This window comes from Fluviicola sp. (assembly GCF_029266855.1).
Classification (GTDB): Bacteria; Bacteroidota; Bacteroidia; order Flavobacteriales_D; family Crocinitomicaceae; genus Fluviicola.
This window is the reverse complement of the sequence record NZ_JAQSWB010000011.1, coordinates 36,074-51,661: the sequence shown is the minus strand read 5'-3', so window position 1 is coordinate 51,661 and position 15,588 is coordinate 36,074. Positions and strand designations below refer to the sequence as shown.

At 41.0% G+C, this 15,588-nt stretch carries 13 protein-coding genes; 6 read left to right on the top strand and 7 right to left on the bottom strand.

Going from position 1 to position 15,588, the window contains the following annotated elements:
- Nucleotides 1–29 precede the first annotated feature (29 nt).
- Nucleotides 30–1,313 (bottom strand): kynureninase, encoded by a 1,284-nt coding sequence (kynU, locus tag K0S23_RS17775; RefSeq protein WP_300360163.1) that lies wholly within the window; start codon nt 1,311–1,313, stop codon nt 30–32.
- A 150-nt stretch (nt 1,314–1,463) separates the two neighbouring features.
- Between kynU and hemL the strand changes: the two genes are divergently transcribed.
- Genes hemL through K0S23_RS17760 form a run of 3 tightly spaced genes read left to right on the top strand, consistent with a single transcriptional unit; the run spans nt 1,464 to nt 4,035 of the window.
- A complete protein-coding gene (gene hemL / locus K0S23_RS17770; RefSeq protein WP_300360162.1) occupies nt 1,464–2,768 on the top strand; it encodes a glutamate-1-semialdehyde 2,1-aminomutase in 1,305 nt (434 codons plus the stop codon).
- A 53-nt stretch (nt 2,769–2,821) separates the two neighbouring features.
- Complete coding sequence (locus tag K0S23_RS17765) at nt 2,822–3,445, top strand: hypothetical protein (RefSeq protein ID WP_300360161.1); 624 nt, start codon at nt 2,822–2,824, stop codon at nt 3,443–3,445.
- Nucleotides 3,446–3,462: 17 nt separating this feature from the next.
- A complete protein-coding gene (locus K0S23_RS17760; protein WP_300360160.1) occupies nt 3,463–4,035 on the top strand; it encodes a hypothetical protein in 573 nt (190 codons plus the stop codon).
- Between the two features lie 11 nt (nt 4,036–4,046).
- Here the strand turns inward: K0S23_RS17760 and K0S23_RS17755 are convergent, their stop codons facing one another.
- From K0S23_RS17755 to K0S23_RS17730, 6 genes are all read right to left on the bottom strand, one after another.
- Nucleotides 4,047–4,592: a hypothetical protein gene (locus tag K0S23_RS17755; RefSeq protein WP_300360159.1), complete on the bottom strand. Its 546-nt coding sequence runs from the start codon at nt 4,590–4,592 to the stop codon at nt 4,047–4,049.
- Between the two features lie 2 nt (nt 4,593–4,594).
- Complete coding sequence (gene metF / locus K0S23_RS17750) at nt 4,595–5,545, bottom strand: methylenetetrahydrofolate reductase [NAD(P)H] (RefSeq protein WP_300360158.1); 951 nt, start codon at nt 5,543–5,545, stop codon at nt 4,595–4,597.
- Nucleotides 5,546–6,195: 650 nt separating this feature from the next.
- Nucleotides 6,196–7,704: a hypothetical protein gene (locus tag K0S23_RS17745; RefSeq protein ID WP_300360157.1), complete on the bottom strand. Its 1,509-nt coding sequence runs from the start codon at nt 7,702–7,704 to the stop codon at nt 6,196–6,198.
- 116 nt (nt 7,705–7,820) lie between these two features.
- Nucleotides 7,821–9,401 carry a S41 family peptidase gene (locus K0S23_RS17740; RefSeq protein ID WP_300360156.1) on the bottom strand — a complete coding sequence of 527 codons (1,581 nt, stop codon included), beginning with the start codon at nt 9,399–9,401 and terminating at the stop codon, nt 7,821–7,823.
- Nucleotides 9,402–9,854, bottom strand: a complete 453-nt coding sequence (locus K0S23_RS17735) for a dCMP deaminase family protein (RefSeq protein ID WP_300360154.1) — start codon at nt 9,852–9,854, stop codon at nt 9,402–9,404.
- Between the two features lie 15 nt (nt 9,855–9,869).
- On the bottom strand, nt 9,870–10,562 hold the full coding sequence (locus K0S23_RS17730) for a response regulator transcription factor (RefSeq protein WP_300360152.1): 693 nt from the start codon (nt 10,560–10,562) through the stop codon (nt 9,870–9,872).
- Nucleotides 10,563–10,654: 92 nt separating this feature from the next.
- On the opposite strand from K0S23_RS17730, the gene K0S23_RS17725 reads away from it, so the two are divergent.
- From K0S23_RS17725 to K0S23_RS17715, 3 genes are read left to right on the top strand one after another with little or no spacing between them, the layout of a single operon-like run.
- Nucleotides 10,655–13,141 (top strand): GEVED domain-containing protein, encoded by a 2,487-nt coding sequence (locus K0S23_RS17725; RefSeq protein ID WP_300360151.1) that lies wholly within the window; start codon nt 10,655–10,657, stop codon nt 13,139–13,141.
- 1 nt (nt 13,142) lies between these two features.
- Entirely contained in the window at nt 13,143–14,267 is a 1,125-nt protein-coding gene (locus K0S23_RS17720; protein ID WP_300360150.1) for a glycosyltransferase, read from the top strand.
- A complete protein-coding gene (locus K0S23_RS17715; RefSeq protein WP_300360148.1) occupies nt 14,260–15,366 on the top strand; it encodes a glycosyltransferase in 1,107 nt (368 codons plus the stop codon). The genes K0S23_RS17720 and K0S23_RS17715 overlap by 8 nt, the downstream gene beginning before the upstream one ends.
- The last annotated feature ends 222 nt before the right edge of the window (nt 15,367–15,588 follow it).

The window sequence follows — 15,588 nt, the reverse complement described above, 5'->3', positions numbered from 1 at the left end:
AGATTTAACACGTGCCTTTGTGGTTGAATTTATTGTCCCAGAATTGCTTCTTCCAAATATTTTCCAAGGAAATATACATCTTCAAATGAGTTGTAAAGCGGAACGGGTGCCACACGAATCACATTTGGTTCCCTCCAATCTGCTACCACTCCTTTTTCAGAGATTGCATCAAAGATCTGCTTTCCTTTTCCGTGAACCAGGATAGATAACTGTGCCCCGCGGCGTTTTGGTTCTCTCGGAGTAATAATCTCGAATCTGCATTTATCGGCATGTTTTTCAGATAACCCGTCCAAAATGAATTCCAGGTAAGCTGTCAATAATTCACTTTTTGCCTTTAATTTGTCCATGCCAACCTCATCGAAAATTTCCAATGATGCCCAATGAGCAGCCATTCCTAAAACAGGAGCATTGCTTAGTTGCCAGCCTTCAGCGCCTTCCATCGGAACAAATCCCGGTTCCATCTGAAAGCGCGTACTTTTATCGTATCCCCACCATCCTGCAAAACGCGGAAGTGAAGCATTTTTTGCATGCTTTTCATGAACAAACATCCCGGAAACTCCTCCGGGGCTTGAATTGAGGTATTTGTATGAACACCAGGCAGCAAAATCTACACCCCAGTCATGTAATTTAACCGGAATATTTCCTGCGGCATGTGCCAAATCAAAACCAACCATTGCGCCAACCCCTTTACCTGCTTTAGTAATCGCTTCCATGTCGAGCAGCTGACCGGTATAATAGTTTACTCCTCCAAACATGATTAAAGCAAGGGAATCTCCTAATTCCAGGATCTTAGCTAAAATATCTTCATCTCTAAGCGTGAATTCTCCTTCACGCGGACTCATTCCTACCAAATCCGTTTCCGGGTCCAGGCCATGAAAACGAACCTGAGATTCCAATGCATATAAATCACTTGGAAATGCTTTTGCTTCACACAGAATTTTTGTCCTGCTGCCTTTAGGCTGGTAAAATGAAACCATTAACAAATGCAGGTTGGTCGTCAGGGAATGTGTCACTACTACTTCTTTCGGTAATGCCCCCACAATTCTTGCGGAAGCGTCGGTCAGAAATTCATGGTACTTGAACCAGGGATTGGTTCCCAGAAAATGTCCTTCTACTCCCCATTTCGCCCAATCATCCAATTCCAGGTTTACTTTCTCTTTGGTTGATTTAGGCTGTAATCCTAAGGAATTCCCTGTGAAATATCTCACAGGATTTTTAGTGAAAGTTGGAAAAAGGAAGCGGTCTCTGTAAGACTTTAACGGATCCGAAGCATCCATTTGGGCAGCAAACTCGGGAGTAAATTCGTATTTCATCTGATAAATCGATTGTTCAATTGAGAACGGGTAAAAAATATGTTCCAAATATAACCAATCTTCCCCTTTTTTTAACCGCAAGGATACTAAGAACACAAAGTTCCGGTTGTTTTAATTCGTAATTTTGCCTCAAATTAAAATCTCGTCGCAATGGCTGCAAATAAACTGAACAGATCAAACTCCGAAGCACTTTATGAAAAAGCGAAAAATTACTTTCCCGGAGGAGTAAACTCGCCGGTAAGAGCATTTAAATCTGTGGAGGGTTCTCCTTTATTTATTAAAAAAGGTGATGGAGCTTTAATTTGGGACGAAGATGATAATGAATTCATCGATTTTTGCGGAAGCTGGGGACCGCTTATTTTGGGTCACAATCATCCGGAAGTATATGCAGGAATTGTTGCTGCTTTAAAAAACGGAGCAAGTTTCGGAGCGCCAACCCGTTTGGAAAATGAATTGGCAGAATTGATCCTTTCAAAGAATCCGTTTATTGATAAGATTCGTTTTACAAGTTCAGGAACAGAAGCTGTGATGTCAGCCATTCGATTGGCAAGAGGTTATACCGGGAGAAACAAGATTGTAAAATTCGAAGGATGTTATCACGGACACAGTGATTCTTTATTGGTAAAAGCCGGCTCCGGATTAGTTACTTTTGGAAATACTTCCAGCGCTGGAGTTCCTGAAGCATTTGCGAATGAAACATTGGTTTTGCCTCTGAACGATTCCGAAGCTTTGAAAAGCTGCTTTGAGCAGTTTGGAAATGAGATTTCCTGTGTGATCATCGAACCGATTCCTGCAAATAACGGCTTGTTGCTGCAAGAGTTAAGTTTCTTAAAGGAACTCCGTGAAACCTGTACGAAACATGGAGCATTGTTGTTCTTCGATGAAGTAATTTCCGGTTTCCGTGTTGCTTTTTCCGGTGCAGCTGAATTATATGGAATTACTCCTGATTTGGTCACATACGGGAAAATTATTGGCGGTGGTTTACCCGTTGGAGCTTATGGCGCGAAAAAAGAAATCATGGCATGTGTTGCCCCTGACGGACCGGTTTATCAAGCCGGAACATTATCCGGAAACCCGGTTGCAATGGCTGCAGGATTGGCACAGCTGACAGAATTAAGTAAACCGGGTTTTTACGAAGACCAGGAGCGAAGAACAAAACTGTTTACGGATGCAATTAATGCGCATGCAAAAGCAAAAGGATACGTTTTTGAATTGGTAACGATCGGTTCTATTTTCTGGATTTCATTTGACAATTCCAAACACATTCATGCAGCAGAGGAAATCAACCCGGATATGACCAACTTCAAACACTTGCACAAAGCATTACTGGAAGAAGGATTTTATATGGGACCAAGCGGATACGAAGTTGGTTTCATTTCCCAGGCGCATACGGATGAGATCTTGGAAAAAGCTGCACAGTTGTTTATTAATGCCCTGGATCGGATCATGCTCTAACTATATGAAATTATTATCTACATTTGGTTGAATTTTCCCATCAACCTAAATTTATGAAGATCCTATTTTTCATTGCCATCCTTAATTTTACTCTGAACTCTTTTGCTCAAACAGACGATGTGCTCAAAAAACCTGAAGTGCTGGAAGATGAATTGCTAATCGGAGAACGTGGTTTGAATCGTTTCTTTTTAGATGGTTCCTTCGCAGTAGTTATGAGCAATTATGCGTCTAATGGAAAAAGCAATATAGGGTGGGGAGGTACAACCAATTTTAGGATCGGGAACAATTTCTATTTCGGAAAAGGACCTAAACCCGTTATTTTAAGATTGACTTATCTACGGTTTGGGATATTATTCGCCAATCCCTTTGGTGCTTACACTGTGCTTCCCTCCATTGGTATTGGAAAACATTTTGCTATGAAAGCTAAAAAAGCGAATTCTATTGAACCAATGTTCCATGCAGGAGTTATTGCGTCAATAGATGATATTATAAATTCTCGTTTGGAATTCTATCCTTATTTTTCAGGAGAAGTGAAATTCAATTTTAGCAAATTTGCTTTCGGCATTGAATTATCAACCAAAAAATTCGATCACCCATTTTCTCACCATGCACGCGGCTATTACTTAGGATTCAGTGTAGGAACACGTTTTGGTAAAGGGCTTCGTTTTTCTAACTAAATCCGTACCTTTCAGGTATGAAATCTGCCGTGGAAATATTACCGATCGGAACGTACTTTTACTTTCGTCATGATTCGCTTTATTACTTGTTTCAGCTGTTGGAATTTTCTGCGAACCAAATTCTGGTGCAGCGCTTTTGGTCCACAACCAATGTTCCTTCAATGGACAAATTGCACCAATTTGATGTCAAAAGTGCCTGTTCGGAATTCGACGAAGAATTTGATGAACTTATTTGTATCGGTCATGAAGAAATCACCGAAAATCAACTCAATGAAATAGCACAGTTTTTAAAAATTAAAACTGCTAAGATTGCGCGTGAAGCAGGATTCTTAACCTTGAAAAAGGAAGCCATCGAAGCTTTTGAAAAACAGGATTACCTGGAAGCCATTCGTTTATTTTCACTTGCTGCTCCTTATTCCAAATACGATATTGAAATCTATGAGAAACGCGGGATATCCTATTTGAAACTCAACTTACTTTCCGACGCAATCGCTGACTTTGACTATTATCTTATTCACGATCCGGAAAACGAAATTGTACAAGCAGCAATTGAGTTAGCAAAAAAAGAATATAGCAAACGTTCGAAATAAATTCGAACGAATTACATCCAATCTTTTACAACCTTTTTAGCTAGTTTTTTACGTAGCTTTCTCAGTACCTTATCCCGGGAGTTAACTCCTCCGATTTTCAACAAGTCGGCGTAAACCAATTTCCCGTCACGGTAAAAGTGAAATTCAAATGTTACAGAAACAATATCTTCCTTGTAGATCGGGAATAAGTTATCGGCTGCCAAATCTTCCGCTAAAGTCATGTTTCCGCTTGATGGTTTGAATCGATTGTCGAAGCCCCTTACCGAAACTAACATCAGGGTATTGATTCCCTTTGCGTTCAATATGCGGTTAAGCGAATCTGTCATCAGTACCTGCGGATCTCCACCTGCTTTTAAAACGTTTAAGGAAACGGTATTTTTTACCTTGCATCTGGAAAGCACGTCGGAAACTGCAATTTCCAAGGAAAACTGATCTGCTTCCTTGTCTAAATGGCTAACGATTAACGCATTGGTTAGTTTTAAAGGCGGGAACTTTGCCTGTGCTGATGCAAACAGGCAAATACTTAAAAACAGAAAACTTAAAAGTGATTTTCTCATAGTTAGAATATTTTCTCTGCAATCGTTTTGACGCTTTCAGAGGTTGACATAGTATAATAATGGATGACAGGCACTTTTGCCTTTTTAAGTTCCTGTGACTGATGGATTCCCCATGCAACACCGACCTCGAAGACTTCTTTATTGGTTTTGCATTTGATCAGGTCCTTGCTCAGTTCTTCTGGAAGGTCGATGTGAAACACTTTCGGTAAGAAAGAAATATGGTTCAAAGTTGTGATCGGTTTAATCCCCGGAATGATCGGAACTGTAATTCCAATAGCACGGCAAGCGTCTACAAATTCAAAATATTTTTGGTTGTTAAAAAACATTTGGGTAACAATGTATTCTGCTCCTGCGTCCACCTTTGCTTTCAAATAATGCAAATCCGTACTCAGGTTCATTGCTTCAAAATGCTTTTCAGGATAACCTGCTGCACCGATACAAAAATCAGTTGGGGCCAATTGAATATCATCCACCAAATAATTTCCCTTATTCATTTCCGAGATCTGGTTGATCAGCTCAACTGCGTATTTGTGTCCTTCCGGATCCGGTTTGAAAGTAGATTCCGTTTTGATGGAGTCACCGCGCAAAGCCAATACATTGTCAATTCCCAGGAACTGCAAATCGATCAAAGCGTTTTCGGTTTCTTCCCGCGAGAATCCGCCGCAAATTAAATGAGGAACTGCATCTATATCATACTTGTTCATGATAGCTGCACAGATACCAACCGTTCCCGGTCTTTTGCGGATTGCGATCTTTTCAAGGAGACCTTTCTCGCGTTCTTTGTAGATGAATTCTTCACGATGATAGGTTACGTTGATGTATTTCGGTTTGAATTCCATCAAGGGATCAATTCCATCGTAAATAGATTGAATATTCGCTCCTTTTAACGGAGGGAGAATTTCAAAAGAAAATAGCGTGTCTTTCGCTGCGTTTAAATGATCGATAACTTTCATGCCTTCAGAGAGGAAATATTATAATTCGACGTCAAAGATACATGAAATCTTATCTTACATGCCCATTTCGCTAAAAATCACGTTTGGCAAATAATGTTAAAAAGAACTTTATTATGAAACAAAATCGAAATGCGTCCGTTATCTTTGTATACGCTAACAGCAGAAACAGATAAAATACTTTGGTACGTTATTTGTAATGAGGTTAGAGGTTAGTTTTCATAAGTAGTAGTAGTTTAGGTTGGAACAAGAGAGAAACGCCCGTTTCTCTCTTGTTGTTTTTAGTAACTTCAAAACTCCCCTTCATTTTATTCTCTTACAATTTTACACTTTCGGGACAAGATCTGGTAAATGGAAGAATATCAAAATTTTAAGATCCTGGTTTAATGTTCTACTCCCCTATAGGATTAGTTAAAAGACGTTAATTACACTTTTCACATGTACCAAAACGATATTACCTGCGTTAGAAGAGTATAAGTAGTAGTAGTTAGGTTTAGTTAGGTAGCGTGTGAAGAGAGGCTTATTTCCGGTCTCTCTTCTTTTTGTTCAAAAAGTTGTCTTCGACTATGCTTACTACATTTTGTACCATAGGAAATTTTTAAGGGCGACTGAGCGTTGAAAACCTTGACCGAAGCGTCAATGGCAACCGAAGTCTATTCTTTTATCAAAACACCCGACAAATCCACCAGATACGATTCATTGTTCCCCAGGTTTTCCCAAACCAGTTTGATCCGCTTGCCGTTGAAATAATCAACACGGTAGGAAATCCCCAGATTTTCAAAGAAATGCTGGTCCAGCTCCTTAAACGGAAGTTCTCCGAATGCAGGATCGGAAGAAGCTTTATTACCCGGGAGCACGAACAAATAATCACCGATATTTATTTTCCATTCGGCCACTGATTTTGCTTCCACATATTCGGTATAGACAGGTTCTTTTTTGTTATTCTGAAAAACGACCAATAACACCATCATTGTCGTTTCATTGTGCAATTCTGCAGTAATTTCCCCGGTTTTCCGGTCAAGATCCCTGGTTTTAATATATGGCTTACCTGCCGGTTTTCCCTGAGTGAAGAAAGTGGTGTACGGAACAGAATCATTATTCCCCCAGTGTTTATATAATTTCCCGAAAAGCTCATTGTTCCAGTCGCGTTTTTTGACCAGGTCAACACCAACAAAGGGGAGGTTAGAATCCAGTTGCGCGTCCTCAACCATGCGTTCTTCACTTTTGATTTCGGTGATCATTGAATCCAGTTTAAGCCGTTCTTCCTTACTAAATTCCATGTAAGCCGTTTGCTCCTGCATCGTATCTGTTTCCGGATCAGCTTCAACAAAAAAAAGTGCGATGATTCCCGATACGCACACAAGTAAAATAAGAATGATCAAGCTCAGCCGGAGCCAGGATACACGAGTCGATTCTACTACAATTTTGCCTTTTTTTACATCTGCTCCGAAATTGCTTAATTGCTTCCTGTGCTCTTCAGTAAACCTGATTGTTGCTAATTTACCACTCAGGTAGGTGAGGAAACGCGTGGAACTTTTCGGATGGTAAGCCAGGCTCATGAAAAACTCCAGCAATTGGGTTTTAACGCGGTAATGATTTACATTCAATAAGTCCAAAGCACTTAACATATTCGGGCTTAAGAACGTATCTGTCAAGCGGTGAAGATCAGTGTCTTTTTTCGCTTTGTTAAGAGTCACATCCAGTTCTTCCTTTTGTTTGAAGATCCAGTCCGACAAGGAATCCTGGACCAAATTCTGCTGGTAGTCCGGCAATAGGACGGAATAGCTCATGAAAAAATGAATATTCTCTTCCGAAAGACTGGAAAACTGATCGGTGAAGATCGGAAACAAGTAAAGTTCGATGAATGTCCTGTATTCTTCAAATAATGCGTGTTCCCGGAGTTTCGAAGAATCGATAAAAAGCTCCGTGAATTTCCCCGTTTTTAAGGTATTGATCAAACCGGAGTTTTCCTCTGTCCATGAAGCAAAAATGATTCCTTTAGGATTTGAACAGACACTCAAAAATTGTGTCCGGTCAATTTCTGTAGCATCCGGGAAAAGTTTTTTGAATGTTTCCAGGAATTCCTCTTTTTGATCTTCAGAAAGCGGAAATTGAAGATTCGGATTTTCTTTTTTTACAGCACCTAATCGGAGATACTTCATTGACATGTGATTGATGCATTGAAAATACTATTTTTTGAGCAATTGGCCTTCTTTAAAACAAGTATGTCCCCCAATTCATAGCCTGAACGGAGGGACACACATGAGATCGTTATATTTTATTTACCTGAATTTTTCAGAAATGCAAGTGCTTTTTGAACCTCCTTGTCGTAAGAAGCAACGATAAAAAAGTATCCTTCTTCAATAAATAATTGACGTGCTATCTCTGCTTTCATCACTTGTTTGATCAATTCTTCACTGCGTGTAAAATCGCTGGCATTAAACGGAACATCCAATTTTTTGCCTTCTGCAATCAGCTTTTGAAGAAGCGGCTTCGAAGGATTGAATTTGGCATTAAACTCCTGGATTGATGACCAGGAATTTCGTTTGTTCGCTACAAAATCAAAAGCAACCTGCTGAAATGCTCCGGAATAACGAAGCGTGAGGTAATAGATCGTGGAATTCGAAGTGTCTAAGGGAACAAATATATCCGGCATAATTCCTCCGCCATCATAAACAGTTCTTCCTTTAAGTGTTCTGAATTTATTTGAATTCTTAAAAACAGAAGAATCCGGGGCAAAATATTCTCCGTTATCTCTTCTTTGTTCGTTGCTGTGGTAGTAATCTTCGTAACTTTTCCCAAACGGTTTTTGAATACAGCGTCCTGAAGGAGTGTAATATCTTGCAATGGTTAAGCGCACATCACTTTTATCTGAAAGGGAGAAATCCTGCTGAACCAATCCTTTTCCAAATGACCTCCGGCCGATGATCGTTCCCCGGTCGTTATCCTGAATAGCACCGGCAACAATTTCAGATGCGGAAGCAGAGTTTTCGTTGATCAAAATAACAAGCGGCATCTTTTCCAACAGTCCTCCTGCTCTTGCGTAGCGTGTAGTGTTCAGGTATTTTTTTCCTTTAATGATTACGATTTTTCTGCCTTCCGGTAAAAATTCATCAGCGATCTTAGCTGCGCCATCCAGAACACCTCCGCCATTATCTCTCAAATCGAAGATCAGTTTTTTCATTCCCTTCGCCTTCAATTTTGATGCGGCGTAATGAAATTCATCCGAACTTGAAACAGAGAAACTTTCTAAGCGAATATATCCCGTTTTTTCATCCAGCATCTGTGAACAAACAATGGAAGGAATTGGAATAATTCCGCGAACGAGCGTTTTCTCTATCTTCTTTTTATTCCGGTAAAGCTGAATTTTAACTTTTGTATCGGGATCCCCTTTTAGCTTACCCAATACATCTTCATTTTTAATTTTCTTACCCGCAATGCTTTTTCCGTCGATCATCAGGATTTTATCTCCTGCCAAAACTCCTGATCCTTGTGAGGGAGAATTCGGAATAACGTTCGTTACACACAAAGTATCGCGAATGATCGAAAAACGGATTCCAATTCCACCGAATTTCCCGTCAATTTGCTCATTTACGGCCTTTAGGTCTTCGTATGGAATGTAATTTGAATGCGGATCTAATTCATGAAGCATATCGGAAATTGTCTTTTCGAACAACTTTTTACTTTCAATGGAGTCCACATATTCCCGATCCAGCAAATTGATAATTTCCTGCATTTTGGAATAGTTTCCTGAATTCTGCTGAGGTGCGGGTTGATTTAATCGGGCTCCCAGCAATAAACCAATGACTAAGAAAATCATTAATAAAACAGGATAAACAAAGGCGTATTTTCTATTCATTTAGTTTGGGTCTGCGATGTGAACAACTTCAACACCCGCGCTTTTGAGGAAATCAACGCCAGTGGTATCTTTATACTCCATCATATAAACAACTCTTTTAATTCCGGCTTGCAAAACCAGCTTACTGCAATCTTTACATGGCGACAAGGTAATAAAAAGTGTAGCACCACTGCAATCATTTGTAGAGCGGGCCACTTTCAGGATTGCATTTGCTTCTGCATGCAACACATACCATTCCGTGTTTCCCTGTTGATCTTCACAGCAATTCGGAAAACCTGCCGGTGTTCCATTATATCCGTCGGAAATAATTCTCCCATCACGTACAATGAGCGCTCCAACTTTTTTACGTTCACAATGCGACAATTCTGCCCAGGTTTGGGCCATTCTTAAATAGGCTTTGTCGTACCGCAATTTTTTTTCTTCTGTTATTTCTCTGTCAAGTTCTACAACCATGTTGCAAAGATAGGATTAATCAAGTAAGGTAAATTTATATCCGACACCGCGGATGGAATGAAAAAACTGGGGATTCTTCGGATCCTCTTCAAATAGTTTCCGGAAACTCAAAATGTAATTATCGATCGTTCGCCCGGTTGGAAATTGATCGTTGGTCCACAAAGTGGTGAGAATTTCATCGCGGGAAACGACCTGATCTTTTTTCAGGTAAAACAATTGGATCAGTTCCATTTCGCGTTTACTCAGTTCCTGTTTTTCGCCGGAAATCATATTTTCCACTTCAAATGATGCGGGTAATACGCGGTAGTTCCCGATTTTTATCTCCGAAGGAAGTACCATTTGTTTTTTATTTGGCTGAACCAAAACCGAACAACGCAAAATGAATTCTTCCAAATCAAAAGGTTTCGGTAAATAGTCATTTGCTCCTAATTTCAACCCGGCAACCCGGTCAATTGTGTTTCCTTTGGCAGAAATAAAAATAATCGGAACTGTGGAAACTTCTCTGTACGCCCGGCAAATATCCAGGCCGCTTACTTCCGGCAACATGACGTCCAGGATAACAAGATCGTAGTTATCCAACTGATTTTTCATTGCCAGGGCCTCCCTGCCATTGTTAATTGTGGTCACGGAATATCCCTCCAGTTCCAGGTTAAATTGAATCATCTCAAGCAAACTTTGCTCGTCTTCGATAACTAATACCTTATCCATAACGACAAACTTCTATAAAAAAGCGTTTTCAAGTTGGTTTCTTGTGTTAAAAGAGTGTAATTTTGAGAAAACTACACATAAATATAAGCACAATGCTAAAATATCTTTTAATGCTTGGCATTTTCATGTCTCTTAATACAGCATTAATTGCACAGCTCAGCGAAGGAGGTCTTCCGGTAGGGTTACAAAAAGTGACTACTGCGGGCAGTGCTCCATTTCAATATTCCCCACCCGTTTACACACTGAGCAAACCCGATATTGCAGCAGCAAAAACAGTCGATCTGGCAAATGACCCAAAAGGAGCTTATCGTGTAGGTCTGAATGTTCCTGTTTCAATTACCATAAATAATTCCGGAACCTGGACTTTACTCTCCAATGGTACGAAAGTTTGGAGGCTGGTTATTTCAGGAAAAGATGCGCTAGCCCTTGGCTTGTATTTTTCAGAAGCTGTCCAAATCCCGGCAGGCGGAAAGTTGTTTGCATATAATGAGAACGGGAAACAAATTCTGGGAGCTTATACTTCTGCGACGGATGATTTTCAGGCTATGGAAATGGTTCAGGGAGAGAAGTTGTATTTGGAATACAGTGCCCCATCGTGGGTTCAGGAAACTCCGGTTTTCAATATCAGTGAAGTGGTTTATTTCTACCGTGGAGTGGAGGAACATGTAAATGCATTTATTGCAGAGGAGTCTGTTCACGCAAAGGCCGGGAGCTGTGAAGTAGATGTTGCCTGTTCGGAGGGAAATACCTGGAACAATCAGATCAAGTCTGTTGTTCACTATACTTTTAATGATGGAACGTCTACGTATGTTTGTTCTGCTTCTACTATCAACAATACTGCAGCTGATTGTAAGCCCTATATTCTCACTGCCTGGCATTGCGGTGAAAGGGTAGCGGGCCAATCCATTGCAACATGGGTTTGGTACTGGAAATATCAAAAAAACACTTGTGCACCCGGTACGGCAAATTACAATGACCCTTCAAAAGGAACGAAAACAATGACAGGAGGTACCGTGCGGGCTTCTTCGGGAAATGGGACCTTAAATAATCCTCCGCAGCCATACCAGGTTGCGGGCTCTGATTTTTATTTGGTTGAATTAAGCTCTCAGCCTCCGGCTTCATACGAAGCGTTTTACGCGGGTTGGGACAGAACAAACTATGCTTCCGCAAGTGGTGTGGGAATCCATCATCCTGCCGGAAGTGCTAAGAAAATATCTACTTATACGCAGGCATTAACAAGCGAAACATATAATGGCGGGGCCCCGAATGCCCATTGGAAAGTTTTCTGGTCAACAACTGCAAATGGTCATGGAGTTACAGAGGGAGGATCCTCCGGCTCACCTGTATTTAATGCTTTGGGGCGAATAGTCGGACAGCTTTCCGGCGGTGCTTCCGCTTGTGTTGCTAATGGAGCAGGAGCAGGAACCGGCCCGGATAAGCATGATTTGTATGGAAAGTTTTATTTCGATTGGGACCAAAACGGCACGACTCCAAATGCGCAGTTAAAACCCTGGCTGGATCCGAACAATACAGGAGTAACTTTTTTGCCTGGAAGGTCAGCTCCATGTACTGTTGCGCCAAATGCACCCGTAGCTCAATTTAGTGCAAACCCAACAACTGTTAGTGTGGGAGGAACATCCCAATTCACAGATCTTTCTACGGGAAACCCCACCAGTTGGGCGTGGCAAATTACACCTGCAAATGGCTGGGCATACACCGGTGGAACAAGCGCATCGTCACAAAATCCGCAGGTAACTTTTTCAACTGCGGGAAATTATACCGTTGAATTGACTGTTTCAAATGCGGCGGGTTCTGATGTTGAATTGAAAACAGATTACATTTTCGTGACAACAGCAACAGCTCCATGCACGGCAACATCTACCTATTGTGATGAATTTATCCAAAAAGTAATCCTGGAAACAATCAATAACGAAAGTGAGTGCACCAACTATACAGATTATAATTTAAGCACCACTTTGATCAAAGGTCAATCCTACGACATTGCGATTATTCCGCAAATAACAGGCGATGCTCCCGGAAGCGCCTATATTGGTGATGAGATTGCTGCATGGATTGATTTCAACAGTGATTTCGATTTTGATGATGCAGATGAGCGAATCGCTTTTGTATCGATAACATCCGGTTCATCCCTGGTGTTCAATTTTACAGTTCCTGCAGGTGCAGTAACGGGAATAGTCAAAATGCGCACTCGTATTGTTTTTAACGCAGAACAGGGAGGAGAGGGTCCGATAACTCCTTGCGGAGTTACCAATTACGGGGAAGTGGAGGATTATAACATCATCCTTTCAAATTCATTGGGAATCGAGCAAAATCACCTGGATGCGGTTGTAATTTATCCGAACCCGGCATTTGATGAAGTCAGAGTGAATCTTTCCGGGATTGAAAGCGGAACGATCTCACTTGAACTTATGGATATGACCGGCAAAATCATCCAAACTCAAAAGAACATCACTGGTAGTGAAGTAATCTTCGATTTGAATAAGGTTGCAAAGGGCAGCTATCACATTCGAATCTCGGACGGAACTATTCAGCGCATTGCACGAATCGTAAAACTATAGATTGAAGAAACCAACCGTTATCGTTAGCGTTATCAATGATTTGAACACCGATCAGCGTGTTCATAAAGTATGTTCATTTATTGAAAGTCGGGGATATGATGTCTTGTTGGTAGGACGAAAACTCCGGTCAAGCCAGGAAATGGAATACCGGAGCTACCGCACTAAACGATTCAGGATGTTTTTTGAAAAAGGAGCACTGTTCTATGCCTGGTTCAATTTCCGGCTGTTCTGGTTTCTCCTGTTTCGTTCATCCGACATCCTGGTGGCAAATGACCTGGACACACTTCTCCCAAATTACCTGGTTTCCAAGCTGAAAAGGAAGAAATTGGTTTACGATTCACATGAATATTTTACAGAGGTTCCGGAGTTAATCAGCAGGCCAAAAGTTAAAGCGGTCTGGGAACGCATCGAGCGATTTATATTCCCTAAACTCCGATATGTAAGTACTGTTAATCATTCGATTGCCCGGAAATACCGGGAAAAATATGGAGTAGAGCTGAAGGTGGTCCGGAATGTTTCTCCTCTCTGGAATCCGACTGTCATCCGGTCAAAAAAAGAACTCGGTATTCCTGAGGGAAAACATGTCCTGATTATGCAGGGCGCCGGATTGAATGTCGACAGGGGAGTGGAAGAAGCGATCCGCATGATTCCTTTTTTGGAGAATACTGTTCTGATCATCGTGGGCGGTGGCGATATTATTCCCGAAATGCAAAGACTGGTAGAAATTGAGAAATGGCAGGATTTGGTGCTTTTCTTCGGTAAACGTCCTTACCGGGAATTACTCCAATTTACACAACAGGCTGATCTGGGTTTAAGTTTCGACCAGCCTACTAATCCCAATTATTTATTTTCCTTACCAAACAAGATCTTCGATTATATTCATACTTCTACACCCGTTATTTGTTCAAACCTGGTGGAGGTTTCGAAGCTGGTTAAAGAATATGAAGTAGGCGAAATTGTGACGGATTTTGAACCTGAGCACCTTGCAAATCAAATTCAATCGATTCTCAATAATCCGGAGTTGATAGCATCCTGGAAAAGCAATTGTAAAATTGCAGCCGGCAAAGAAAATTGGGAAGTAGAAGTACAGCAGTTAAACGAATTCTATCCGAAAGTTCATGAATAAGCAAATCCATATCGTTTCCTTCGATGTACCGTTTCCGCCCGATTATGGCGGTGTTCTGGATGTTTATCTGAGAGCGAAGGGATTAAAGAATTTGGGGTATTCCGTGATTCTTCATTGTTACGAATACGGTAGGGGGAGAAACCACGACTTCTCTGATATTGCAAATGAGGTTTATTATTACGATCGGAAAAACGGGGTGAAATCTGCTTTTTCGAATCTGCCCTACATTGTGAAAAGCAGGAACTCTGAAATGCTTTTAAGCCGCCTATTGGCAAATGGAGGTCCGGTTTTACTGGAAGGACAGCATTGTGCTTTTTGGGTGGACGAATTAATCAAAAATCAGAAACAAGTAGCTGTCCGGATGCACAATATCGAGTGGCAGTATTACCGTGATTTGGCGAAGGATGCAAAAACGGTCTCCGAGCGTTTGTTCTTTGGTTTGGAATCCCGGAAACTTCGAAAGCACGAAAACAAATTGAAAAAGGTTCCGCTTTTATGTATCTCGGAAAATGACCGGGATTATTACAATCAATTGGGTTTTCAGGCAAGTTATTTACCTGTCACGATCGATGCGGATCTGATTCTTGAACCGGCAGAAGGAAAGACATTTGTTCTTTTTCACGGAAATTTATCCGTTCCGGAAAACCAGGAGGCAATCGATGCGGTAATTCGCGAAAACAGGCGTAAAAAATTGGAAATTCCGGTAGTAATTGCAGGCAAGAATCCAAGTGCCCATTTAATCAAAAAAATTCAGTCTCAGGGCTGGGAATGCATTGCAAACCCGAATGATTCCGATTTGAATGAGCTCATGCGCAGTTGCTCCGTCCATTTACTGATAGGATTCAAAACGAGCGGAATCAAACTGAAAGTAATTCGTGCTTTGCTTTCCGGAAAACCATGTATTGCTACGAGGGAACTCCTTGGAATCCCTGTCCTGGAAAAACATTGTGAGGTTTGGGATCCTGTTTTGCCTTTGGCTGATAAAATTGATCTGGTCCTGAAATTGAGCCATAGACCTGCATACAGATTGGAAGAACTGGAAACGGAATTTGGTCTTGAAAAACTAAAATCGGCACTCCAGGAAATCGGATTTTTATGAGGACAAATTCGCAAAAAGACCAATCGATCAGTTATCCCATAGAATAATTAATCCGGTCGAAAAGCAGATCCATTCAAAAATTGATTAGTTTTGTTTCGTGAAATTCATTTCCACATATCAAATTTTTTCGTTCCATCCCATTTGGCGTATGCGAATGATGACCCGTTTCTGTAGGGTCTAACTAGCGATGGAGGTTGTTGATCCTCTGAAAATCCTTCAACA

Coding starts and splice junctions, on each gene's coding strand:
- K0S23_RS17760 (WP_300360160.1), top strand. CDS start 3,463: ATGAAATCTGCCGTGGAAATATTACCGATCGGAACGTACTTTTACTTT.
- K0S23_RS17735 (WP_300360154.1), bottom strand. CDS start 9,854: ATGGTTGTAGAACTTGACAGAGAAATAACAGAAGAAAAAAAATTGCGG.
- hemL (WP_300360162.1), top strand. CDS start 1,464: ATGGCTGCAAATAAACTGAACAGATCAAACTCCGAAGCACTTTATGAA.
- K0S23_RS17715 (WP_300360148.1), top strand. CDS start 14,260: ATGAATAAGCAAATCCATATCGTTTCCTTCGATGTACCGTTTCCGCCC.
- K0S23_RS17730 (WP_300360152.1), bottom strand. CDS start 10,562: ATGGATAAGGTATTAGTTATCGAAGACGAGCAAAGTTTGCTTGAGATG.
- K0S23_RS17740 (WP_300360156.1), bottom strand. CDS start 9,401: ATGAATAGAAAATACGCCTTTGTTTATCCTGTTTTATTAATGATTTTC.
- K0S23_RS17745 (WP_300360157.1), bottom strand. CDS start 7,704: ATGAAGTATCTCCGATTAGGTGCTGTAAAAAAAGAAAATCCGAATCTT.
- K0S23_RS17765 (WP_300360161.1), top strand. CDS start 2,822: ATGAAGATCCTATTTTTCATTGCCATCCTTAATTTTACTCTGAACTCT.
- metF (WP_300360158.1), bottom strand. CDS start 5,545: ATGAAAGTTATCGATCATTTAAACGCAGCGAAAGACACGCTATTTTCT.
- K0S23_RS17755 (WP_300360159.1), bottom strand. CDS start 4,592: ATGAGAAAATCACTTTTAAGTTTTCTGTTTTTAAGTATTTGCCTGTTT.
- kynU (WP_300360163.1), bottom strand. CDS start 1,313: ATGAAATACGAATTTACTCCCGAGTTTGCTGCCCAAATGGATGCTTCG.
- K0S23_RS17725 (WP_300360151.1), top strand. CDS start 10,655: ATGCTAAAATATCTTTTAATGCTTGGCATTTTCATGTCTCTTAATACA.